The organism is Planococcus sp. 1R117A, assembly GCF_051417975.1.
In the GTDB taxonomy this organism is placed as follows: domain Bacteria; phylum Bacillota; class Bacilli; order Bacillales_A; family Planococcaceae; genus Planococcus; species Planococcus shenhongbingii.
The window spans coordinates 546,249-571,400 of the sequence record NZ_JBPRLO010000003.1 but is presented as its reverse complement, the minus strand read 5'-3'; the positions used below and the strand labels follow the sequence as shown (position 1 = coordinate 571,400).

The 25,152-nt window shown below is 43.3% G+C and carries 20 protein-coding genes; 17 read left to right on the top strand and 3 right to left on the bottom strand.

What is annotated here, in order from left to right; genetic code table 11:
- Positions 1-96: 96 nt before the first annotated feature.
- Complete coding sequence (locus ACSFXN_RS12540; protein WP_437150439.1) at positions 97-801, bottom strand: SDR family NAD(P)-dependent oxidoreductase; 705 nt, start codon at positions 799-801, stop codon at positions 97-99.
- 127 nt (positions 802-928) lie between these two features.
- Here ACSFXN_RS12540 and hpf point away from each other — a divergent pair, with 127 nt between their 5' ends.
- The 12 genes from hpf to ACSFXN_RS12480 all read left to right on the top strand — a co-directional run bounded on the left by hpf (position 929) and on the right by ACSFXN_RS12480 (position 13,725).
- Entirely contained in the window at positions 929-1,510 is a 582-nt protein-coding gene (gene hpf, locus ACSFXN_RS12535; protein WP_300989837.1) for a ribosome hibernation-promoting factor, HPF/YfiA family, read from the top strand.
- 316 nt (positions 1,511-1,826) lie between these two features.
- Complete coding sequence (gene secA / locus ACSFXN_RS12530) at positions 1,827-4,349, top strand: preprotein translocase subunit SecA (protein ID WP_437150438.1); 2,523 nt, start codon at positions 1,827-1,829, stop codon at positions 4,347-4,349.
- An 88-nt stretch (positions 4,350-4,437) separates the two neighbouring features.
- A protein-coding gene (prfB, locus tag ACSFXN_RS12525) for a peptide chain release factor 2 (protein WP_437150484.1) occupies positions 4,438-5,539 on the top strand; the annotation gives its coding sequence in 2 pieces (ribosomal slippage) (positions 4,438-4,509 and positions 4,511-5,539; 1,101 coding nt in all).
- A gap of 231 nt (positions 5,540-5,770) precedes the next feature.
- On the top strand, positions 5,771-6,601 hold the full coding sequence (locus ACSFXN_RS12520; protein WP_437150483.1) for a YitT family protein: 831 nt from the start codon (positions 5,771-5,773) through the stop codon (positions 6,599-6,601).
- Between the two features lie 50 nt (positions 6,602-6,651).
- Complete coding sequence (gene cccB / locus ACSFXN_RS12515; protein WP_300989834.1) at positions 6,652-6,996, top strand: cytochrome c551; 345 nt, start codon at positions 6,652-6,654, stop codon at positions 6,994-6,996.
- Positions 6,997-7,262: 266 nt separating this feature from the next.
- The gene (gene ftsE, locus ACSFXN_RS12510; RefSeq protein ID WP_437150437.1) at positions 7,263-7,949 is read left to right on the top strand and encodes a cell division ATP-binding protein FtsE; all 687 of its coding nucleotides are present in this window, start codon (positions 7,263-7,265) and stop codon (positions 7,947-7,949) included.
- Complete coding sequence (gene ftsX / locus ACSFXN_RS12505) at positions 7,939-8,823, top strand: permease-like cell division protein FtsX (RefSeq protein WP_437150436.1); 885 nt, start codon at positions 7,939-7,941, stop codon at positions 8,821-8,823. Before ftsE ends, ftsX begins: the two co-directional genes overlap by 11 nt.
- Positions 8,824-8,895: 72 nt before the next feature.
- Positions 8,896-10,338: a murein hydrolase activator EnvC family protein gene (locus ACSFXN_RS12500; RefSeq protein ID WP_437150482.1), complete on the top strand. Its 1,443-nt coding sequence runs from the start codon at positions 8,896-8,898 to the stop codon at positions 10,336-10,338.
- A gap of 176 nt (positions 10,339-10,514) precedes the next feature.
- Positions 10,515-11,093 (top strand): peroxiredoxin family protein, encoded by a 579-nt coding sequence (locus ACSFXN_RS12495; RefSeq protein ID WP_437150435.1) that lies wholly within the window; start codon positions 10,515-10,517, stop codon positions 11,091-11,093.
- A 12-nt stretch (positions 11,094-11,105) separates the two neighbouring features.
- Complete coding sequence (locus ACSFXN_RS12490) at positions 11,106-12,212, top strand: trans-sulfuration enzyme family protein (RefSeq protein ID WP_437150434.1); 1,107 nt, start codon at positions 11,106-11,108, stop codon at positions 12,210-12,212.
- Positions 12,213-12,391: 179 nt separating this feature from the next.
- Complete coding sequence (locus ACSFXN_RS12485; protein ID WP_437150433.1) at positions 12,392-13,453, top strand: PDZ domain-containing protein; 1,062 nt, start codon at positions 12,392-12,394, stop codon at positions 13,451-13,453.
- A gap of 14 nt (positions 13,454-13,467) precedes the next feature.
- The gene (locus ACSFXN_RS12480) at positions 13,468-13,725 is read left to right on the top strand and encodes a CsbA family protein (RefSeq protein WP_437150432.1); all 258 of its coding nucleotides are present in this window, start codon (positions 13,468-13,470) and stop codon (positions 13,723-13,725) included.
- A 29-nt stretch (positions 13,726-13,754) separates the two neighbouring features.
- Here the strand turns inward: ACSFXN_RS12480 and ACSFXN_RS12475 are convergent, their stop codons facing one another.
- Together ACSFXN_RS12475 and ACSFXN_RS12470 are read right to left on the bottom strand one after the other, a co-directional pair.
- A complete protein-coding gene (locus ACSFXN_RS12475; protein ID WP_437150431.1) occupies positions 13,755-14,063 on the bottom strand; it encodes an AzlD domain-containing protein in 309 nt (102 codons plus the stop codon).
- A complete protein-coding gene (locus ACSFXN_RS12470) occupies positions 14,063-14,755 on the bottom strand; it encodes an AzlC family ABC transporter permease (RefSeq protein WP_437150430.1) in 693 nt (230 codons plus the stop codon). Before ACSFXN_RS12470 ends, ACSFXN_RS12475 begins: the two co-directional genes overlap by 1 nt.
- 495 nt (positions 14,756-15,250) lie before the next feature.
- On the opposite strand from ACSFXN_RS12470, the gene ACSFXN_RS12465 reads away from it, so the two are divergent.
- From ACSFXN_RS12465 to ACSFXN_RS12445, 5 genes are all read left to right on the top strand, one after another.
- Complete coding sequence (locus ACSFXN_RS12465) at positions 15,251-15,877, top strand: TVP38/TMEM64 family protein (RefSeq protein ID WP_300989823.1); 627 nt, start codon at positions 15,251-15,253, stop codon at positions 15,875-15,877.
- An 80-nt stretch (positions 15,878-15,957) separates the two neighbouring features.
- Positions 15,958-19,434 (top strand): helicase-exonuclease AddAB subunit AddB, encoded by a 3,477-nt coding sequence (addB, locus tag ACSFXN_RS12460; protein WP_437150429.1) that lies wholly within the window; start codon positions 15,958-15,960, stop codon positions 19,432-19,434.
- The gene (gene addA / locus ACSFXN_RS12455; RefSeq protein WP_437150428.1) at positions 19,412-23,017 is read left to right on the top strand and encodes a helicase-exonuclease AddAB subunit AddA; all 3,606 of its coding nucleotides are present in this window, start codon (positions 19,412-19,414) and stop codon (positions 23,015-23,017) included. Before addB ends, addA begins: the two co-directional genes overlap by 23 nt.
- A 10-nt stretch (positions 23,018-23,027) precedes the next feature.
- On the top strand, positions 23,028-24,206 hold the full coding sequence (locus ACSFXN_RS12450; RefSeq protein ID WP_437150427.1) for a DUF418 domain-containing protein: 1,179 nt from the start codon (positions 23,028-23,030) through the stop codon (positions 24,204-24,206).
- Between the two features lie 43 nt (positions 24,207-24,249).
- Complete coding sequence (locus tag ACSFXN_RS12445) at positions 24,250-25,149, top strand: fumarylacetoacetate hydrolase family protein (protein ID WP_437150426.1); 900 nt, start codon at positions 24,250-24,252, stop codon at positions 25,147-25,149.
- Positions 25,150-25,152: the final 3 nt, after the last annotated feature.

Sequence of the window (25,152 nt, the reverse complement as noted above, 5' to 3'; positions counted from 1 at the left end):
TGAGTCAACGTGTTTTAGCTATCCTTCGTGCAAAAAAAATTGACCGTGCGAAATTCTAGAGTTTCCCTTAAGCCTGCCGGTACCGGCAGGCTTGTTTCAATGCTCGTAAATCATTTTGCGGGTCATGCCGCCATCGATGGCCAAACATTCTGCTGTGATGAATGAATTTCTTGGGTCACAAAGAAATAGGCAGGCACGGGCAATGTCATCGGATTTTCCAACGCGCTTACTCAGATGTTGGTGGTGATCAACTTCACGCAGTTCTTCAGAACCGGTATGAATCCATCCAGGAGCGATTGAATTGACCCGGATGTTTTTTTCGCTCAAGGTGGCTGCGAGTGAGTGGGTCAATGCAAAAATCCCCCCTTTTGAAGCGGAGTAAGTTTCTGTATTAGGTTCTGACATGAAAGCACGGGTTGAAGCCATATTAACGATAGAACGGATATCTTCAGTCATATAACGGGCAGCTTCCCGGCTGCAGATAAATACACTCTTTAAGTTAGTGTCGAGAATCCGGTCCCAGTCACTTTCATCTACTTCCCAAATCGATTTAAACTCCGACAGACCAGCGTTGTTGATCAATGCGTGGATTGAACCAAAATCTTTATTGATATCTGAGAAGACCCGGATGACTTCTTCGAAATTCCCAACATCACACTGGCGGTATTCCACGCCTTCAATCTCGACATCTTTGACATCCAATCCAATAACATGAGCCCCTTCAGCTTTGAAATGTTCGGCAATGCTGCGGCCAATGCCCTGTGCAGCTCCAGTAATAATAACGGTTTTGTTTGTAAACATAAAATTCATCTCCTTGTCACTATATTTACCTGCAATTCATGAAGGTGAAACTTTTAGCGTTTTAAGAAGGAGAGTTAAGGGAAGATATAGAAATGTATAGATAGGTATAAAAGAAGGAGGAGTTAACATGTTACAATTCAATATTAAAGGTGATAACGTTGAAGTAACTCCCGCAATCCGAGAGTTCATCGAAAAGAAAGTAGACAAAATTGAACGCTACTTTCCTGAAGGCACTAACGCAACCGCAATGGTCAATTTAAAAGCGATTAACCACAGCCAAACTAAAGTGGAAGTAACAATTCCAATGAAAAATTTAGTATTGCGTGCCGAGGAACGGCATGATGAATTATATGCAGCCGTCGATTTGATTGTTGGCAAGCTGGAACGTCAAATCCGGAAATATAAAACGAAGATCAACCGCAAGTTCCGTGAACGTGACGGAATGGGAATGGCGTTTGCCATAGCAGAGCAAGAAACAAGACCAACATATGATTCAAATGCTGATTTAGATGAAGATGATGATGACATTAAAATTGTCCGAACAAAGCAATTTGACTTAAAACCAATGGACGAAGAAGAGGCCGTTTTGCAAATGAATATGCTTGGCCACAATTTCTTTGTCTTCACTGATGCAGAATCAAATGGAACAAATATTGTTTATAAACGCAAAGACGGCAGTTATGGATTGATTGAAACTAGCGTCGAATAATGAAAAAGCCTCTCTAAAAGAGAGGCTTTTCTTTTGCCTGAAAGTAATACATAATCAAGAAAATGGGAATACCTGTCTGCTGTGCTTTCAGAACAATAAAAATGAAGTGTATTTTAGAGGAAAACAAGCCTGTGTGTTGGTCCTCTTTATTTGCACAGCGATACTAGCAATGTTAAAATAAGTAATGAGATTTTTTGCCATGGAATAAAGAGTACAAGGTCTCTAAGTTAAAAAGACCTAGAGCTAAAAACTAAAAGCAAAAGCGATCTGGAGACCTGAATAGGTGAGCCGGACACTACGCAGGGAGCGGTTATAAATGCTTGGAGTATTGAATAAGGTATTTGACCCGAATAAACGGGATTTAAAAAGATTGGAAAAGACAGCCGATGGAGTAGAAGCGCTGGCATCTGAGTATGCGGCTCTTTCAGATGATGCTTTAAAAGCTAAGACAGGCGTATTTATTGAACGGTATGCGAAAGGCGAGTCTTTGGATAATTTATTGCCGGAAGCATTTGCCACTGTCCGTGAAGCATCCAAACGAGTTCTTGGGATGTTTCCTTTCCGAGTTCAAATTATGGGAGCAGCCGCTCTGCATGAAGGCAATATTGCGGAGATGAAAACCGGGGAAGGTAAAACCTTAACTTCCACTATGGCTGTTTATTTAAATGCCATTTCGAAAAAAGGCGTCCATGTTGTAACAGTCAACGAGTATTTGGCCAGCCGAGATGCGACGGAAATGGGTCAGCTATTTGAATGGCTTGGTTTATCAGTCGGCTTAAACTTGAATAGCTTGACGAAAGAAGAAAAGCGCGAAGCCTATGCCTCAGATATCACTTACAGCACCAACAATGAGCTAGGATTCGATTATTTGCGTGATAACATGGTCCTTTACAAAGAAGATATGGTTCAACGGCCATTGAATTTTGCCGTTATCGATGAAGTCGACTCCATTTTAATCGACGAAGCCCGTACACCATTGATCATATCTGGCCAAGCGGCAAAAGCTGCTCAGCTATATGTTCAGGCAAATGCGTTTGCTCGCCTGTTGATGAAAGATAAGGATTATACTTATGATGAATCAACAAAAGGTGTGGTTTTGACTGAAGAAGGAATTGAAAAAGTTGAAAAAGCTTTTGGCATTGATAATTTATTTGATATAAAACATGTACGCTTAAACCATGCCGTTAACCAATCACTTAAAGCCCATGTAACGATGCATAAAGACGTTGATTATGTGGTTCAAGAAGGTGAAGTCATAATTGTCGACCAATTTACTGGCCGATTGATGAAAGGCCGCCGTTACTCAGATGGGCTTCATCAAGCTATTGAAGCAAAAGAAGGATTAGAAGTCCAAAACGAGTCAATGACAATGGCAACCATCACCTTCCAAAACTTCTTCCGTATGTACGAAAAGCTTTCCGGTATGACAGGGACAGCGAAAACAGAAGAAGAAGAATTCCGAAATATCTATAATATGAATGTAATTGCCATTCCGACAAACCAGCCGATTATCCGGGATGACCGCGTTGACTTGATCTACGCTTCAATTGCCGGAAAGTACAAAGCTGTTGCAGAAGATATTGCAGAACGCCACAAAAATGGCCAGCCCGTATTGGTTGGTACAGTTGCTATCGAAACTTCTGAAATCATTTCAGATTACTTGTCTAAAAAAGGAATCAAGCATTCGGTCCTGAATGCTAAAAACCATGCCCATGAAGCAGAAATTATTTTGAATGCCGGCCAAAAAGGATCGGTTACCATTGCCACCAACATGGCTGGCCGCGGTACAGACATCAAGCTTGGCGAAGGTGTTGTCGAAGCCGGCGGATTAGCAGTATTAGGGACGGAACGGCATGAATCACGCCGTATTGATAATCAGCTGCGCGGACGTTCAGGTCGCCAAGGGGATCCAGGTGTCACTCAATTCTACTTATCATTGGAAGATGAGCTGATGCGCCGTTTTGGTTCGGATTCCATGCGTGCAATGATGGGTAAACTCGGTATGGATGATTCTCAGCCATTGCAGTCAAAAATGGTGAACCGTTCTGTGGAGTCTGCGCAAAAACGAGTAGAAGGCAATAACTTTGATGCCCGTAAACGTTTGCTGCAATATGATGATGTGCTGCGCCAGCAACGCGAGATTATTTACAAAGAACGTATGGAAGTTCTTGAAACTGACAATATGCGCCAATTAGTGGAAAACATGATCAATGGTTCAATCGAGCGTATGGTTCATTCTCATACGACTGGAGAAAAGCAGGAAGAATGGCATTTGAAATCATTAGTTGATGTTATTGGAGCTACTTTACTGCCTGAGAACATCATCAACCTGCAAGATTTGGAAAACAAAACACAAGAAGAGCTGATTGATTTCATAAAAGCAGCTGCTATTAAGCATTATGATGAAAAAGAACAAGAAATGACGCCGGAGCGCATGCGTGAATTCGAAAAAGTTGTTCTTCTCCGTTCCATCGATACAAAATGGATTGATCATATCGATGCCATGGATCAACTTCGCCAAGGAGTTCACTTGCGGGCTTATGCTCAGAACGATCCACTTCGCGAATATCAGAATGAAGGCTTTGCGATGTTCGAAGACATGGTTCAAGCGATCGAAGATGATGTGACAAAGTATGCCATGAAAGCGGAAATCCGCAATAACCTTGAGCGTGAAGAAGTTGCGAAAGGCCAAGCGGTCAATCCAAAAGAAGATGGACCGGCTCCTAAAAAGAAAAAAGAGCCTGTCCGTAAAGAAATGACAGTTGGCCGCAATGATCCTTGTCCTTGCGGCAGCGGCAAGAAATTTAAAAACTGCCACGGCGTTACAGCGAAAGTTTAATGGCTGGCATTGATTTAATGAAATAAAGGCACGTAAATACCGAAGAGCATCTGCTCTTCGGTGTTATTTTGAGGAGGAACACGAAATGATGGATTTAGCAGATATCCGCAACGAGCTCGACAAATCAGCCAGTAAATTGGCGGACTTTAGGGGGTCTCTTTGACTTAGAAAACAAAGAGGCACGGATTCAAGAACTGGATGAGATGATGCTTGACCCGAACTTCTGGAATGATCAGGATTCAGCACAAGTTATTATATCCGAGTTGAATGGATTAAAAGAAATTGTCAATACGTATCACAGCTTTATAGATACACAGGAAAACCTGGAAATGACTTTAGAGCTGCTGCGTGAAGAGAATGATGCAGAACTTCACGAAGAAATCAGCTCTGAAATGAAAACATTCATCTCGGATTTAAGCGATTATGAACTCACTATGCTATTAAGTGAACCATATGATAAAAACAATGCGATTCTGGAATTGCATCCAGGAGCTGGCGGCACAGAATCTCAAGATTGGTGTTCCATGCTGCTTCGAATGTACACACGCTGGGCTGAAAAGCGCGGCTTCAAAGTAGAGACACTGGATTATCTGGCGGGAGATGAAGCCGGAGTTAAATCTGTAACGCTTGGCATCAAAGGCCATAATGCTTATGGATATCTAAAAGCGGAAAAAGGCGTACATCGCCTGGTACGCATTTCTCCGTTTGATTCTTCAGGTCGGCGCCATACTTCGTTTGTCTCATGTGAAGTAATGCCGGAATTCACCGGAGAAATTGAAATTGACATCCGTACGGAAGATTTGAAAATTGATACGTACCGTGCAAGCGGTGCCGGTGGCCAGCACATTAATACGACGGATTCAGCTGTCCGCATTACCCACCTGCCAACGGGTGCGGTTGTTACTTGTCAGCAAGAGCGTTCTCAAATCAAAAACCGTGAAAAAGCGATGCAAATGCTTAAAGCGAAATTATATGCTTTGAAAATTGAGGAGCAGGAAGCTCAGCTTCTGGAAATTCGCGGTGAGCAAAAGGAGATTGGCTGGGGAAGCCAGATCCGCTCTTACGTATTCCATCCTTATTCAATGGTCAAAGACCACCGCACCAACTATGAAACTGGCAACCTGCAAGCTGTAATGGATGGCGATCTTGATGGTTTCATCAATTCGCTGCTGCGTTCAAAAATGCAATAAAAGAAATACCAGTGGATGCAGATTCTTTGTCTCCATTAAAATGAATCGAAATAGAGCTGTGCTTTAAGTCATTCTTTGGCTTAGGGCGCAGCTTTTTGCTTTATCCCGATGAAGTTCACAACTTTGCTCTCGTCTGCTATACTCTGACAAGATTCTAATGAACACTAAATGAAAAGAGGAAACGCCATCATGAACAAAACAAAACAGCGCAATCGCCGAGAGCCGCATCCAATGCTGACTTTAGTTAATGATTACTTCAGTATCCTTATTGGTTCAGCAATCGTTGCAATATCATTTAACGTGTTTTTATTGCCCAATGAAGTAGCTTCAGGCGGAGTCAGTGGAATAAGCACCATTTTAAAAGGGCTGTTTGATTGGACACCGGCTTTTGTCCAATGGTCATTTAATATTCCGCTGTTTATAGCCGGTGTTATATTATTAGGGAAGAATTTCGGTATTAAAACGGCTGTCGGCACAATATTTTTGCCTTTTGTTGTATATTTGACAGCTTCCTGGGAACCATGGACGTTAAACCCGCTGCTCGGTGCATTATTTGGCGGCATTATGGTTGGCGCCGGTCTTGGGATTGTCTTTAGAGGCAAAGCTTCTACGGGTGGGACAGACTTGGCAGCTCAGATTATTACGAAATATACGGGATTTACACTAGGAACGAGTGTGGCTTTAATAGATGGATTAATCGTACTGGCGGCTGCAATTGTTTTCGACATTGAAAAAGGCCTGTATGCTTTAGTAGGGCTGTATGTAACCACGAAAACCATCGATTTAGTACAAGTTGGATTTGGCCGTTCAAAACTTGTCTATATCATCACGAACAAACAAGTGGAAATGCGTGATGCCATTTACGAAGAAATCGATCGGGGCGTAACAAAGCTGGCGGCGACAGGTGGTTATACGGAAACGGAAAAACCGATTATTATGGTCGTTGTGCATCAAACTGAATTTACCCGGTTGAAGCAATTAGTAAAAAGTGTCGACTCTTCTGCATTTGTCATTGTCTCTGATGCAGCAGAAGTACTAGGGGAAGGTTTTAAACGGTCCTAACTTTGGTATACTCTATTATGTATGAATAAATAATGGAGGAGGAACCATGCATGAAAAAGCAATTAATGGCTTTGCTGTTCGGTTCTGCTTTAGTCCTGGGAGCATGCGGAGGCGGAGGAGATGAAGCTGCGCCACCTGCTGATACGCCTGACAGCGCGGGCACAGAAGAAACTTCGGTAGACCCTGAACAAGTGGTACAGCAAAACTGTATATCCTGCCACGGTGAAAATCTGGAAGGTGCAGGTAATTTCCCTGCATTGAATAATGTAGGAGCTCGTTTATCAGAAGAAGAAATTCGCGGTGTCATAGAAAATGGCAAAGGCGCGATGCCAGCAGGCATTATCGAAGGTGAAGAAGCGGACGCAGTAGCAAAATGGTTATCAGAGAAAAAGTAAACCGGCTAACTTAGCCGGTTTTTCTTATGTCTCATTATTAATTAAAAGCCACCTTTATATAGGATTAAAGTTCAAAATACCTAGATTGTTTTGAATTTTAGAAACAAAAAAACTTTATGCCTATATAATATTATATTTCAAAACCTGATGTTAATTGATACATAACTGTAATAAAAATATAGGTTTAGGATGTTATAATGAGTCTGCCGGATTTTTTGAAGTAACAGTCAGCTTAGGGAAACTTAATTAATATAGGTGGTTATTAAATGATTCAAATGAAGAATGTCTACAAGAAATATCCGAATGGCATCGTTGCTCTCAATGGCTTGAACGTTGAAATTGAGCAAGGCGAATTTGTATATATAGTAGGTCCGAGTGGAGCAGGAAAGTCGACTTTCATCAAAATGATGTATCGGGAAGAACGCCCGTCTTCAGGACAGATGTTAGTGGATGGCATTGATATTGCTACATTAAAAAACAAAAAAGTTCCATTGCTTCGCCGTCAAATGGGCGTAGTGTTCCAGGATTTCAAATTGTTGCCGCGACTAAATGTCTATGAGAATGTTGCTTTTGCACTGGAAGTGATTGAAGAATCGCCAGCCAAGATCCGCGAACGTGTATTGAACGTGCTGGATATGGTGGGATTAAAACATAAAGCGAGAATGTTCCCGGATGAATTGTCCGGAGGGGAACAGCAGCGAATTTCCCTTGCCCGCTCAATCGTCAACAAACCGAAAGTGGTTATCGCCGATGAACCGACAGGAAACTTAGATCCCGAAACGTCTTGGGATATTATGAATTTGTTTGAACAGATTAATGCAAGCGGAACGACAATTTTAATGGCCACACATAACCGTGAAATTGTAAATACAATGAGACACCGGGTTATCGCTATCGAAGGCGGATTAATTGTACGTGATGTGGCCGGAGGTGATTACGGCTATGAAGGTTAGAACATTAGGACGCCATTTTCGTGAAAGTTTAAAAAGCCTCGGGCGTAACGGCTGGATGACATTTGCATCTGTCAGTGCTGTTACAGTTACATTGCTTCTTGTAGGAGTATTTGTAATGATTATGATGAATTTGAACAAAGTTGCCGATGATTTGGAAAATGACGTTGAAATTAAGGTGTTTGTTTCTCTCGAAGCAGATGAAACAGGGACTAAACATATAGAGCAGATTCTTACTGATATGCCTGGAGTAGAATCAGTTGACTATTCCACAAAAGAAGAAGAATTGACGGATTTGGTACTGGATTTTGGAGATGAATTAAGTTTATTTGAACAAAGTAATCCATTGTTCAATGTTTTCTATGTAAAAGCGGCTGACCCGCAGCAAACTGAAAAAGTTGCTGCTGAAATAGCGAAAATCGGAAATATCGAAGACGTGGAATATGGAGAAGGCAAAATCGAGAAACTTTTCGACTTCCTGAACACGGGACGAAATGTAGGATTGATTTTGATCCTGGCATTGTTGTTCACAGCAATGTTCCTCATTTCAAATACAATCCGGATCACAATCGTTGCAAGACGGCGTGAAATTGAGATTATGAAATTAGTGGGCGCGACAAACTGGTTTGTCCGCATACCATTCATCTTAGAAGGCATGTGGCTTGGTTTACTGGGTTCCATAATCCCAATTGGGTTAGTTGCCGCGTTATACTACAATGTCACTGAATTTGTTCAACCGAAGTTAAGCGGTGAACTGATGCAGATACTGGACTTCACTCCGCTCATTTACCAAGTGAGTGCTTTGATTCTAGTGATGGGAGTCTTTATCGGTGTTTGGGGAAGCTTTATGTCGATCCGAAAATTCTTGCGTGTCTAAAAATAGATAAACAACAGAGAGAAAGAATGAACGTAATTCCGAAAGGGGAACATGAAATTGAACTCGAAGCCAATGTCTAAGTGGATGTTGACTGGTTTATCTTCTGTATTAGCGTTGTCGGTCTTAGTGCCGACAGCTAATGCTGATAAACTAAGTGAACTGGAACAAAAGAAGCAAGAAGCACAGCAGCAACAAAGTGAATTGAATTCAGGAATTAGCGAAAAAACAAACGCAATTTCTGAAAACCAATCAACTTTAGAAAAGATCATGGCTCAAATCAATGAATTAGACGCGAAAATCAAAGAAACTGAAGCAAAAATTACTAGCGTTGAAGGCGAGATTGGGCAAACAAAAGCGGAAATTGAAGAACTACGGGCTTCAATCGCAGAATTAAAACGTAAAATTGATGAAAGAACGGCTTTGCTGCAAGAACGCGCACGCGCGATTCAATTGAGCGGCGGATCTGTAGATTACATAGATGTATTGCTTGGAGCTAATAGCTTTGTTGATTTCATCGACCGTTTTTCAGCAGTTAACACTTTGATCGATGCAGACCGCGAAATTATGCGCGAACAAGCAGAAGATAAAAAACTTCTTGCGGAGCAAAAAGCACAAGTGGAAACAAAACTGGCTGAACAGGAAAAACGCCATGCAGAACTAGAAGGACTAAAAGGGTCTCTTGATGGCCAAAAAGCTGAACAAGCCGGTTTAGTGAAAAACCTTCAAGCCGAGCAAAAGCGTTTAGCGAGTGAAAAAGCGAATTTGGTTCAGCAGCGTGAAGAAGCAATTGACGTTACCGCTGAACTCGAGAAACAAATCATGGATGAACAAGCGCGTCTTGCTGAATTGGCAAGAAAAGCGGAAGAAGAGCGCCAGCGCAAATTAGCGGCTGAAAGAGCAGCTCAAGCAAAAGCGGCAGCGGAAGCAGCAGCAGCCCAACAAGCTGCAGAAGAACGTGCCGCGGCTGAAGCTGCGGCAGCAGCAAAAGCGGAGGCACGTTCGAAGTCTGCGGACTCTTCATCCTCTAGAGCAGCAGCACCAGCACCAGTACCAGCACCAAAACCGGCTGCTGTTTATACTCCACCGGCAGTGAAGCAAGCTGTAAGCTCGAACTTTATCCGACCGACATCTGGCCGTTATACGTCTAAATTTGGATGGCGCGATATCGGGGCTGGACAGGAATTCCACCAAGGCGTAGACATCGCTAATGGAGTTGGGACAAATGTCGTAGCTGCAGCAAGCGGATATATCTCTTATGCTGGATCCATGGGCGGGTACGGTAATGTTGTTATCGTTACTCACTCAATCAATGGCCAGACGCATGCAACTGTTTATGCTCATTTAAGCTCTATTGGCGTGTCTGTCGGCCAATCGGTCTCTCAAGGACAAAGCGTAGGGAAAATGGGGAATACAGGACGCTCATTCGGATCTCACCTGCATTTTGAAATTCATGTGGGTCCTTGGAATGGTGCACGTACAAACGCAGTAAACCCTGCTAATTATATTGCTCTATAAAACGTTTTAGCCGGCATCGCTAGTGATGCCGGCTTTTTTTATTCACTTTGAGTTTGTGGGTGCGAAAACCTCCGAATATAAGAGCTTTCACATAAAAGCCATTTTTAACTGGAGTCTGCAGTGGAATAGTGGTTGCATTTTATCGTATGATGAAGTTTGAATGAGGTGAATGAGGGATGTCAAAAAAGCTGTTCGGCTTATTGTTGATTGCTGCGATGATTGGAATTGTAATAGCCGGCATTGTAAAAAATAATATTGAAAACACATCTGAATTTGATAATATTGCTTTAGGCAGTGATGTCGAATTTTTGGCTACTGATGAAGGCTTGGCTAAAGGTAAAGTGGCGCCTGATTTCGAACTTACCACATTAGATGGTGAAACTGTCAGCTTATCGGATTATCAAGGGAAAAAAGTGATCCTTAATTTTTGGGCGACCTGGTGTCCTCCGTGCCGGGCAGAAATGCCGCATATGCAAAAGTATTACGAAGAACAGGCTAAGAAAGAAAACGTAGAAATCCTTGCAGTAAATTTGACTACCGAAGACCGGGGCATTGACAAAGTGAAAACATTTGTCCATGAATACGACCTGACTTTTCCTATACCAATGGATTTAGAAGGTGAGATCGGTGCTTCTTACCAAGCTGTTACGATTCCTACCAGTTATTTGATTGATACAAAGGGAAGAGTGCAAAACAAAATTGTGGGGCCGATGGATGAAACAATGATTGAGAAGATGGTTTCAAATTTAGAGTGAGGAGCTGTAATAATGGATATGATTGAAACAAAAGCTGTACATACTGCAGCATTAGAGGAACGTACGATTAAACCCAAAGTTATGCCGTTGTATCAGACGTCAGCTTTTTCTTTTTCTTCGCTTGAAGAGCTGGAAGGTTATTATGAAGGAAATGGCACTTACCTTTATTCGCGTACTGCAAATCCCAATACGGATGCGCTTGGCCAAACTGTCGCAACTATGGAAGGTGCACCTCGGGGAGTGGCAGCTTCTTCCGGGATGGCGGCTATTCTGGCCGGCATTTTGTCCGTTGCCAAGGCAGGCGATCATGTGGTAGCTGCTCAAGATGTATACGGTGGAACATTCCATTTATTAAAAGGTGAATTGGCAAGGATGGGTATACAAGTGCATTTTGCTGATTTCGCATATACCAGTGAGATTGAACAAATATTGATAGACTATCCGGAAGTTAAACTGATTTTCAGTGAGTCAATCACCAATCCTTTTTTGAGAGTAGAGGATATTGAAGTTCTCGTTCAGCTTAAAAAACACTATGGAGTTAAAGTTATGATTGATAATACGTTCGCCACTCCTTATACGACAAATCCGTATAATTCAGGGGCAGATTTAGTGGCTCATAGTGCGACAAAATATTTAGGCGGGCATAGCGATGTAACAGCCGGCGTCTTAGTAGGCGATGCAGTGCTGATTGCTGATGCTGAAGACCGCATTGTCAACTTGGGAATGAATTTGAGCCCTTTTGAAGCTTGGCTTACCTTGCGGGGAATTAAAACACTTGCAGTTCGGATGAAAGCGCAAACTGCAAATGCAAAAGCGATTGCGGCATTTTTAGAAGGGAAAGCACAAGTTTGGTATCCAGGAAAAGGCGCGATTGTAACGTTCGCTTTACCTGAAACAGCAGATGTTTCAAAATTCTTTTCATCATTGGGATGGATTAAAATTGTACCGACATTAGCGGGAGTTGAAACGACAGTTTCTTATCCTTACGGTACTTCCCACCGCGCATTATCAGATGAAGAAAAAGTGAAAATCGGCGTGACGAAACAAGTAATCCGTTTGTCTGCTGGCATAGAAGGAACAGAAGATATTTTGGCGCAGTTAAGCGCAGCCTTCAATTAACTAAAAAGAAGTGCAGAGTCTGCCATTTCTTTGGTACAATGATAAGAAACGTTAGTTGCCAGTGATAGGATGGTGTGAAAAAAGTGATAATGACCGCGTTACTAGATATAGGCAGATTTTTTATTAACCCGCTTTTATACATAGCACTGTTAGCCGCAGTTTTATTAGGGTATTTTCGGGTGAAACGCGAACGGAAAATGTTCCGTACGCGAATTGTATGGGGCTGGACAGAATTTTCCGGTTTCCTGAAAGACGGCTGGAAGTATGCTTTAATTTTTTCAGTGATTTTTGCCGGAGCCGGCTTAGTCATTCCTTTAGAATGGCTGGTTGCTTTGAGTATTGTCAGCATAATCATGGTGATTTCAGGATTTTATCAAGCAGGTTCGTTTATTTATCTAGCGGCGGCTGCGGTGGCTCTTGGTTGGCTGTTTGATTTCAATGAATGGTCGGTCAACTTAGGGTTCATCAATTATGATGGCTATTATATTGCCTGGGAATGGTTGTTGCCGGCAGCACTTTTGGCAGGCGGGTTCGTAATTGCAGAAGGCCTGATGATCAGTAAAAATGGAGCTCCTTCAGCTTCACCAAGACTGCAGAAGTCACCAAGGGGACTAAAGGCCGCAGCCTACGATTCTAAGCGATTATGGCTTATTCCAGTTTTGCTAGCAGTGCCAGGTTCTCTTATCGAGGAAGTGGCACCTTATTGGCCGCAGATTCCAATCGGGCAAAGCTCTTTCTCATTTATACTTTTTCCTTTTGTTTTTGGATTTCAAAACCGTGCACGAAAAACATTGCCGGTTTATCTGTATCCCGCAATCGGCAAAATGACATGGAAACTGGGTGTTGGAATAGCGGTTCTGGCATTAGCATCATTGCTATGGGAGCCATTGGCCATTATAGCCCTTATTTTAGGAGTTATAGGCAGGCTGGTCATTACCCTGTATTTTGAGATGAAAGAGCGGCAAGGAAACCATGCTGTAACACCACATTCTCAAGGAGTGATGATTGTCGATGTACTGCCTGATTCGCCCGCGCATAAAATGGGCCTTTTACGCGGCGAAGTGATCCGCAAAGTGAATGGCTTGGCTGTTTCGAACGAAACGGAATTATATGAAGCGATTCAAGTAAATGCAGCGCATTGCCGGTTGGAAGTCCTCGACCACAGCCATGAAGTGAGACTTCGCCAGCATATAATTTTCCGGCATGATCATCACCGATTAGGATTGATTGTTGTCAACTGAGGAGTTTATCGCAAATGGAATCGATGTTCACGAAGTTTATATTGTCGCTGCTGCTGCCAGGATTATTTGTTGTCTTATTCACGAGAGTCACGTTTAATCATATCGTAGCGTTGATCTTAACAATTGCATTGATTGCAGCGGCAGTTTATGCAGGATACACCAATACTTGGTTTTTATATGCCGTGAATGCCGCTTCTTTAACTTTAGGGTTTTGGTATGCAACCAACATGTATAACCGCTCGAAAAAAGCCGAAACTCATGAAGATGAGTGACGGCTTTTTTCTATTTTATAGGATGCATATCACATGAAGATTAAGCTGTAAACTGCTAGAACAGCGATAGAACCCAGAACTACAACCATTACGTTTGCTCCCATGAAAGCCAGTCCAAAAGCTGCAGCAGCCCCTAATACGCCAAACCACATGTTTTCCTGAATGAAAAAGATAGCAGGGAAAATAAGCGCGCCGAGAACTGCATAAGGAATGTTTTTGAGAACATTTTGAACGGAAGCAGGAAGTTCCCGCCCTTCTAAAAATGTCAGCGGAATAGCGCGTGGAATATAAGTGACTGCCGCCATTCCAAGAATCATCCACCAAAACCAGGTACCCATTATGCTTTCCTCGCTTTCGGAGAAATATATTCAATAAATATAGCGGAAACAAGTGTCGATACTAAGATTGCCCAGCCGGTTGACAGCCAACCGGTAAAATAGAACAGCGAATTAATAATGCCAGCAATTGCCGCTAAGCTTACCACTTTCCTGTTGCCGCGCATGGATGGAACAAGCAAGCCGACAAACATGGCATACAAAGCGATTCCCATTGAGGCCTGGAGAAACTGAGGGAGGTTAGCACCGATCAGATGCCCGATCGCTGTAAATACTACCCAGCTGCCATATGAAATAATAATGACTCCTGCAGCAAAAGAAGTCTTGAGCCTGCCACCTGATTGTGTAGCCAACACTGAAAACGATTCGTCCGTGATGCCAAAAGCGTAAAGGGCTTTTTTCCAAATGGCATCCGGCTGCATCTTTTCATTCAGCGCAGCCGTCATTAAGAAGTGGCGGATATTAACGACGAAGGTATTCACTACAATAACAACGGGGGAAACACCAGCAGCAATCAGCGACAAAGAGATGTATTGAGCAGCTCCTGCAAAAACGAAGATACTCATTGCCGTCGCTTCGATTAGTGAAAGGCCGGTAGTTTTGGCAAGCAGTCCAAATGTCAAAGCAATCGGAAAATAACCGATCGCTATACTGACTCCAGCTTTTAAACCTGCTGAAAACCCGCGTTCATCCATTTGACCCGCTCCTTATGTATAAGTATTACTCATTTTCCAAATGAGGAGAAAGAGTGTAAAGTAATTAATATAGCATATCAAATACCATTTGATTTTTGAAGGCTGTTTTATAAAGCCTTAACAGATTCTAATATGCTTCATGAAAGTATAAAAGTAGAATAGATAATTTTCAGCTGCGAATATTTCGCAATGCTGCTTTGCTTGACGTGGGAGTGCCAATTCTGTGTGACGAAGTGTGGAGAGACAGTAGTATTTTCTTCGCTGTTTTGCTCCATATCTAAGTGGTTAATAATCAAAGATGTAAATAGATGATTATTTCCCTTATAGAAAGCTTATCCAGCGCCGGCGCGTCCAGGGGCTGGGCTCATCAGGAGTCCTGCCCAAAGCGGCCGAAGCGGCATATAAAAGGAGTTTCTTTAGCTCAACATATGAAGATAGTAATAATTAATAAAGAAACAATAATTTAAAATCTACGAAACTTAAAGGATGAAATGCATGTCAGATTTTTTCTCGATGGAAAATATAATTGAATTAACTCAATCTTATCGGGCATTTGGTCCTCTTATCGGTTTTTTGCTGCCATTTATAGAAGCATTCATGCCATTTTTGCCTTTGTTCGTGTTTGTTTTTGCCAATGCGACAGCTTATGGCTTATGGATTGGCTTTCTTTTATCGTGGGGGGGAACAGTTCTAGGAGCTTATGCTGTTTTTCTAGTAGTGCGGAAATATGGCCGTGCCCGTTTTATGAACTTCATGACGAAACACCAAAAGATTGAAAAGCTGATTCATTGGGTAGAACGCAATGGCTTTGGCCCGCTCTTTTTGCTGCTCTGTTTTCCTTTTACTCCATCGGCTCTCGTCAACGTGGTTGCGGGATTATCGAACATCAGCAGACATTATTATTTACTGACAGTGATGGCGGGCAAGTTCGTCATGGTCTTTATGATTTCTTTTGTCGGCTATGATATTAAAGCTTTGTTTACACAGCCTATCCGTACAGCTATTGTTGTTGTGGTCATAGTACTGCTTTACATAATAGGGAAGATTTTAGAAAAAAGGCTCAATAAGCGGGTAGAAGCGGACTTTCGCAGAGCCAGCGAAGAAGGCAAAAAAGAAATTTGATAAACTGCCTGTAAAGTGGCAACTATAGCTTAATTCTTATATAATAAGAACAAACGTTCTATTTGAGAGGGAGTGAAGTCGTGTCGTTGCGAATTGTATATGGACGAGCCGGATCAGGGAAAACCCGGTTTATCCAAGAAGAGATTGCAGAAGAGTTAAAACGCAGCAGAGTTGGAAATCCGATATTTTTGGTTGTACCGGACCAGATGTCGTTTTCAACAGAATATCGGCTTTCTTCTGCCTATGGCATGAGCGGGATGATCCGTGCTCAGGCAGCCACTTTTAAGAGGCTGGCTTGGCGTGTCCTGCAGGAAGTTGGCGGAATCAGCCGGAAAGAAGTAGACACTTTTGGATATCGCATGCTGATCCGCAGTTTATTGGAAGAGCACAGGGAAGAATTTCAATTGTTTCGGAGAGCGGCCGGAAAAAGAGGGTTCACCGATCAGATTGAACAGCTTGTAAAAGAATTTGCCAGGTATTGTGTCGATTGCGGAGAATTGACAACAATCCGGGCTTCTTTGGCTTCTGCTGGAGCCCCGCGCACTTTATTGGATAAAGCGGCGGATCTGGAGCTCATCTTGACGGAACTTGAAAGCCGGCTTGGAAAAGTCTTTGTGGACTCTGAAGGCCATTTGGCTTTGCTGGCCGAAAAAATCAAATTTTCCGAAACGATCAAGTCCGCAGATATTTACATTGACGGCTTTTTTACGTTTACTGCACGTGAATACGAAATCATCTTCGAGTTGATGAAGTACGCTAAAAACGTCACAATCGCTCTCCCTTTGGACCGTGGCACAGATGCGCATGATGAGCAGGCAATTTTCTATCAGACCGCAAATACAGCTCAGCGATTAACAGAGCAGGCTAGAAAAGGAGGCGTCGATGTCGACCTGCCGGTGCATATGGACATGCAGCAGCGTTTCAACAAGGCCGAACTCGCGCATCTTGAAGAACACTTTGATGATTATCCGTTGGCAACTTCAGTATCAAGCGGCGCCATCTCTTTAGTCGAAGCTTCCAACCGGAGAGCGGAAGTGCATGCGATGGCGCGGTCCATCCGGCAGCAGACACGTGAAGGCATGCGTTATAAAGATATTGCTATTTTATATCGACAGCCTGAAGTGTACGATGAACTCATCAATACCATCTTTCCGCAATACGATATTCCGTATTTCATCAGCCGCAAAAAATCGATGCTGCACCATCCGCTTATTGAATTCAGCCGGTCGGTGCTGGAAGCCGTATTGTCCAATTATTCCTATGAGCCGGTCTTCCGTGCTGTTAAAACAGATTTATTTTTCCCGGAAGGCAGTGTATCGAAATGGCGGGAACGCAGTGACCTTCTCGAGAATTTCATCATTGCAAATGGAATCTACGGTGAACGCTGGTTTGAAGAAAAGCGCTGGTTCTATAAAAAATACCGGGGCTTGGAGTTCCATACTGGCATCCAGACGGATGAAGAATTGGCTGCACAAATGGAACTTCATGCTGTACGCGATTTGATCCGAGGACCGCTGTCAGCATTGAAGGACAAACTAGATGAGTGTTCAACGGGCAGAGAAATTGCGGAAGCCCTTTATTTATTCATTGAACAAATGAATGTCTACGAGAAACTGCAATCCTTAAAAGAGCGGGAAGAATCAGAGCATCGCTTGCTGGCTGCTACAGAGCATGAACAAGCTTGGAAACAGTGGATTGAAGTGCTGGACCAATTTGTGCTTATGTTCGGGGATAAGGAAGTGGAACTCAGCACGGCAGTTAAAATTTTGGATGAAGGGTTTGAAACATTGGAGTTTTCACGCATTCCACCTTCTCTTGATCAAATAACAGTGTCTAAAATCGATTTAGCGCGGCTTATGGATATCAAGTCGGTATTTGTCATTGGAGTGAATGATGGCGTTCTGCCTCAGCGCGTGGAGCAGGAAGGGCTGCTGACCGATACGGAACGGGAATGGTTTGCAACGATCGGCATCGAACTGGCTCCGACTTCAAAAATGCGTCTGATGGATGAAACTTATACAGCGTACCGTACATTCACTGCATCATCGGATTTTTTGACTGTTTCTTACCCGATTGCAGACGAAGAAGGAAAAGCGATGATGCCGTCGTTATACATCCAGAAGATTAAAGATATGTTCAATCTGGAACTGACACCAGCAGTGATTGATCCTGAAGAATTGAAAAACGCTTCTCCGCTGCCTTATATATCACATCCTCGTGCCAGCCTGGCTTATTTAACGTCTCAGCTGCGTGCAGGGGAGCTTGCGCCGGAATGGCGGGCCGTCCTGTCATATTACCGTGAAGATCTATTCTGGGCGTCTGTTGTCGAACGGATTGTCGAACCGATTAAACCGAATGTGGCAGATCAACTGCGTGAAGAAATTGCAGAACCGCTTTATGGTTTGCCTGTTTCTTCAAGCGTCTCCCGGGTCGAAACTTATTTCAGCTGTCCATTCGCTCAATATGTTTCATATGGACTGAGACTGGAAGAGCGGGACCAATATAAATTGGCAGCTCCGGCAATGGGGGATTTGTTCCATGCAGCTATTAAATGGATTTCAGACGAAGTGAGCCGGCTCGGTGTTTCTTGGTCTTCTTTAAGCCGGAAGCAATGCCAGGAATTGGCTAAAGGCGCCATTGAACAGCTGTCGCCTTATTTTGTTAATCACATCCTCATCAGTTCACACCGCTACCGCTATATCCAGCATAAATTGGAAGGAATCATTCGCCAAACCGCCTTTATGCTCAGCAGGCACGCCAAAGTGACCGGCTTTGCACCTGTGGCGTTGGATGTTGGATTTGGAGGAGCGGAAGCGATTCCGCCGCTTGATATTGCATTAAAGCGCGGCCGCAAAATGAATGTACGCGGGCGCATCGACCGAATCGATTCGACAGAAATCAATGGCAAGCCGTATATCCGGATTGTCGATTATAAGTCTTCAAAACAAGGCCTGGACCTCGGTGATGTCTATCATGGTCTGTCTTTGCAGACCTTCACCTATTTGGATGTTGCATTAACTCATTCGGAGCGCTGGCTCGGCACTCAGGCAGAACCGGCTGGCGTCCTGTATTTCCATATGCATAATCCTATGCTGAAGCTGTCCAAGCTGATGACTGCGGACGAAATTGAAGAAGAAGTTGCTAAATCATTTAAAATGAATGGGTTGATTGTAGAAGACCCGGATGTGATTTATGCGATGGACAGTGAAATTGAAGGCTTTTCAAATGTAATTCCAGTCCGAATGAACAAAAAAGGCGAAATTTCTAAATCCCAGTCCAAAACGGTACAAAGAGAAGACATGGAAATGATTCGCCATTTTGTCCGCAATAAACACCAAAAAGCGGGCAACGGCATTTTAGATGGCGATACTCAAATCACTCCTTATAAAGTGAAAGAAGACACGCCATGCCAATTCTGTTCTTACCGCTCCATCTGCCAATTTGATCCGTCAGATCCAGATCAAAGTTACCGCAAACTGCCAGATTTGAGCAGTGAAAAAGCAATAGAACTTATTCGAAAGGAGACTGCAAGCGATGATCCCGATAAAACCGACTGATGCTACTTGGACAGAGGAACAGTGGCAAGCTATTTGGGCTAAGGGCCAGGATATGCTTGTTTCCGCAGCCGCTGGATCAGGGAAGACAGCTGTATTGATCAACCGGATGATTGAAAAAGTGGTGGCTGAACAAGACCCGATATCAGTGGATGAGCTGCTTGTCGTCACTTTCACCAACGCTTCTGCGGCTGAAATGCGCTTGCGGATGTTAAATGCTTTAGAAAAAGCCGTAGCTGAAAATCCCGAATCCCAGCATTTGCGCAAGCAATTGCGGCTGATCAATAAAGCGCAGATTTCTACGCTGCATTCATTTTGCCTGCAAGTGGTTAAACAATATGCCTATTTACTGGAGATCGATCCGGGCTTCCGGATCGCCAATGAAACAGAGGCTGCTTTGCTGCGGGACGATGTACTTGAAGCCGTTTTGGAATCAGCATATGAAGGCGACAAAGCGGATGCTGTTTATCGGCTCGCTGACAGCTTTACGTCAGACCGAAACGACCAGGCCATGGAAGTGCTGTTGAACAAATTGTATGATTATTCGCGGGTTCACCCGGATCCTGCGGGTTGGCTTGAACAAGTGCCAAACCTTTACGCAGTGCCAGAAGGAGCTTCGGTAGATGATTTGCCGTTTATAGGCGATTTGAAAATGACGATACGTCATGCTTTCGAAGAAGCCTTGCATCTGGCATCTGAAGGGAATGATTTGGCAAACCAGCCGGACGGCCCCTATTTGCTGAGTGAGACTTTCCAAATGGATATGGATTTGATCCGTACTGCGATTTATTCGTTAGAAGATTCATGGGACAGTCTGTATTCCTTTGCGAAAAATTTCAGCTGGGCGAAAGCGGCCACGATTCGAAAAGATAGCTGTGATCCTCAGCTTGCTGAAGAAGCAAAAGCGAGACGCAGCGACGTTAAGAAAATCGTCAACAACGTCTTTGAAGCATACTTTATGCGCACGCCAAAACGCTTGCTTGATGAAATGCGTGAAATGGCTCCATTGATGAAAACATTGGTGGAATTGACGAAAGTCTTCGCCAATCAGTACAAAGAGCTGAAAATTGAAAGAGCGATTGTCGATTTTTCGGATTTGGAGCATTATGCGCTTCAGATTTTGAGCGAGGAAGGCCAGCCTTCAGCAATTGCAAAAGACTATCAGAACCAGTTTAAAGAAGTGCTGGTGGATGAATATCAAGACACCAATATGCTTCAGGAGACGATACTTTCATTAGTGAAATCCGGAGGGGAAAAAGACGGAAATTTATTTATGGTGGGCGATGTGAAACAATCGATTTACCGTTTCCGGCTTGCTGAACCGATGCTGTTTCTCGGCAAATATGGCCGGTTTACGAAAGACTCGCAAGAAACAGGACTGCGGATTGACTTGAATGCCAATTTCAGAAGCCGGAAAGAGATTTTGAATGGGACCAACTATATTTTTGCTCAAATCATGGGTGAACGTGTTGGAGAAATCAACTACGATGAAGCAGCCGCTTTAAAAACAAAAGCGCCGTATCCTGAACAGGAAATCCCCATTGAACTGGCATTGATCCATGAGCCGGAAAATGAAGAAGAACCGGAAGAGGATTTGGCTAAATCCCAGTGGGAGGCCCGTTATATTGCTGAGAAAATCCGTGAATTGGTAGAAAAAGAGACACTTGTCTACGATCCATGGAAAAAAGAGCAGCGCAAATTGGAGTATAGCGACATTGTCATATTGATGCGGTCCATGACTTGGTCGGGAGATTTTGTTGATGAGTTCAAGAAAGCGGGAATTCCATTGTATGCTGAATTGACAGGCGGTTATTTCGATGCCCTTGAAGTCATGATCATGCTAAATACCCTGCGTGTCATCGATAATCCCTATCAGGATATTCCGTTAGTGTCTGTACTGCGGGCCCCATTTATCGGCCTTAAAGAAAATGAATTAGCTGAAATCCGTTTAGCAGCTCCGCAAGCCTCTTTTTATGAAGCGGTTAAAACCTTTATCTTAGGGGGATCCGGCATCGATCCGGCAGCTGCAGAAAAACTGCGCCGTTTTATGCTGCATTTGGAGGACTGGCGCAATTTGGCTCGCCGCGGTTCGCTTGCCGACCTGATTTGGCAGGTTTATTTAGATACGAATTATTACGAAATGGCTGGAGCGATGTCGAACGGCAAGCAGCGTCAAGCAAACTTGCGTGCGCTGCATGACCGGGCATTGGAATATGAAAAAACATCGTTTCGCGGTTTGTTCCGATTCATCCGGTTTATCGACCGAATGCGGGACAGAGGGGATGATTTGGGTACTGCCAAATCACTGAGTGAAAAAGAGAATGTGGTTCGGCTAATGACAGTCCACAAGTCAAAAGGGCTCGAATTTCCAGTGGTCTTTTTTGCAGGGACCGGCCGGTCATTCAATGAAATGGATTTTCATAAGCCGTATTTATTTGACCAGGATTATGGATTGGCTGTAAAAGCGGTGAATCCTGACACGCGTTTGGAATATACATCATTGCCATTTTTAGCGGTGAAAGAAATGAAACAGCTTCAAATGAAGGCAGAAGAAATGCGTGTATTGTATGTAGCGATGACGCGGGCCAAAGAACGCCTTTATCTGACAGCATCGGTGAAAGACATCGATCGAACGATCGAAAAATGGAAAGTGAACTCGCCGGCTGTTTTACTTCCGGATTATATCCGGTCGCGGGCAAAAGGTTACTTGGACTGGATCGGTCCAGCAATTTCGCGTCATCCGGATGCTGCAGAGATTTTACAAGGCAACAGCAGTTCTTTGCCGCACGATTCCAAATTTCTCATTCGCATTGTTGAATCCACTTCATTGCTCCCAGCTTCTATTGACGTCGATGAATTGCTCCGGCCGCATGAAGGAGAACAAGACTTTACAGAAGAAGTAGCTAGCCGTTTTGATTTCCGGTATCCTTTCCAGAATGCGGTGGACAAGAGGTCGAAGCAATCGGTTTCTGAGATGAAACGTTTGCAGATGCTGCAGCGTCTCGATGAACCTGAATCGTTCATTCAGGCAAATGCGCCATTGCGTCGTACTTTGGTTCACCGTCCAGATTTTATGCAAGAGAAAAGTTTGTCGGCTGCTGATATTGGAACCGCTGTCCATGCCGTTATGCAGCACATCCCATTAGACAGAAAATTGGCGGCTCCTGAAATCAAAGAATTTGTAGAAACGCTGGTAGGCATGGAAATCTTATCGCCTGAAGAAGGCAAAGCGGTCAATATAAATGACATTGAACTTTTTTATGGCAGTGATATAGCAGAGCGTTTGTTACATGCGAAAAACATCAAACGGGAAGTTCCTTTTACTTATGCGAAAGAAGATTTCGAAGGAGATCACCAAATCATCCAAGGGATTGTCGACTGCATTTTTGAGGAAGAAGATGGATGGATCCTGCTTGACTACAAAACGGATAAAATTGGCCAGATTCCGGATATTGGCCATGAAATGGCTGCTAGGTACGGCGTTCAATTAGCAGTTTATCAAGAAGCGGTGGAAGCTATCTTGCAAATTCCGATCAAAGAACGTCTTTTATACTTGTTTGCTGCAAGGCAGACAGTGAAAATTTAGGAGGATTTTTGTGAAATTACAACCCGTGGCTTTAAATGAACGTGTAGAAGCAATTGATTTGATGAGAGGATTTTCGCTTTTGGGGATTCTGCTCATCAATATGCTGGCGTTCCATTCGCCGTTTTCATATATTGATCCTTATACTTGGTTTGACGGCCCGTTTGATACAGAAGTATTTGGATTTATCGATATCTTTATTCAAGGCAGCTTTTATCCGTTATTTTCTATGTTATTCGGGTATGGTTTAGCAATGCAGTACATGAAAGCCCAAGAAAGACAGCAGCCTTTTTTGCCCGTGGCAATAAAGCGTCTGCTGATTCTTCTCGGTTTCGGTATTCTCCATGCATTTCTAATTTGGTACGGTGATATCTTAATCACTTATGCCGTTACAGGATTTTTCCTGCTGGCATTGCTGCGTCTGAGTCCGGCATGGCTTCTGGCACTTGGAGCCGCTATCTATACCCTTCCCCATGCCTTCCTTTTAGGGCTGATGTTTATTGCGGTTTCAATCGATCCGAACATCTACACAGGCATTCAAGAAGTGCAAAGTTCACTTGCTGCTTATCCGACTGGAACATTTGCTGATATTTTCAGCCAGCGTTTTTCTGATTGGGTGCATAGCAATAACCCAAGCGGTTATCTTTATCTGATAGTCACTATTTTGCCATTTCTGATGGTGGGCGCGGCGGCAGCGAAAGTCCGATTGATTGAACGCGCTGGCCTTTTCCGTAAGAGTTGGATTAGCGCTGCGGCTGTTTTACTTATTATCGGTTTATTATTAAAAGCGGCACCGCTTCTAATTGATAATAATTATGCCTTCAGATACATCCAGGATATTTTCGGAGGACCGCTTGTCGCCATGGGCTATGCTGCACTTATTGTGCTGATTGCAGAGAGCCGCCGCATGCGAAAAGTGTTAAGTCCTGTTGCAAAAGCAGGTCGCATGTCGTTGACTACTTATCTTAGCCAATCCATTATTGCTACTTTTATCTTTTATTCGTATGGATTGGGATTGTATGGCCAAGTAGATGTTTTAACTGGAACATGGATCGCGCTGGGGATATTTGCTATACAGCTGATTTTTGCCGAGCTTTGGTTATCAAAATACGGACAAGGACCACTGGAATATTTATCAAGAAGAATGACTTACGGAAGAAATTTAGAAAAAATCAACAATTCAAAACGCTGAATGTGTATAATAAATGGAATCAAAGAAAAGGAGTGTTTGACGAATGAAGCTGTTATCTTTTCGATTTGAAGGAGAAGAACGTTTTGGTCCAAAAGTAAAAAAAGAGGAAGCTGTATGGGATGTTTTAGCAATTCAGAAAGAACTTGAAGTATTGCCATCTTTCCCCGAGCGGCTGATTGAAGGAGTACCACAGGGACTGGAATTTGTAGAACAGATGCGCAAGTTGACAGAAGTTGCGGCAAAATCCGAAAACCCTGAGCAATTCAAACACTCTTTTTCGGATATCGAATGGTTAGCACCTATATCAAGAACTCCAAAAAATATTATCTGCATCGGCAAAAATTATGCGGATCATATAAAAGAAATGGGATCAGAAGCGCCTGAAGATTTAGTGGTTTTTACAAAAACGCCGCAAACCATTGCAGCAGATGAACAAACTGTATCTGTCCACAGTGATGTGACGGATTCCTACGACTATGAAGGCGAATTGGCGGTAGTCATCAGTAAAAAAGGGAAGTCCATTCCGAAACAAATGGCATATGACTATGTTTTTGGCTATACGATTGCCAATGACTTAACTGCGCGTGATCTGCAAAGCAAGCATCAGCAATACTTTTTAGGAAAAAGCCTGGAAGACTCTTGCCCAATGGGACCTTATCTTGTAACAAAAGATGAAATTCCTCAGGCACAGAATTTGTCGATTGTCACGAAAGTTAACGACGAAGTCCGCCAAAACGGCAACACGGGTGATATGATGCGTCGAGTGGATGATTTAATAGCGGAAGTCTCCAAATATATTACACTTGAACCAGGAGATGTAATTTTGACGGGCACTCCTGCTGGAGTCGGCAAAGGCTTTAATCCCCCTAAATTCTTAAAAGCAGGGGATACTGTAAAAGTTTCAATCGAGTCAATCGGTACTCTCGTCACACATTTGTCATAACGG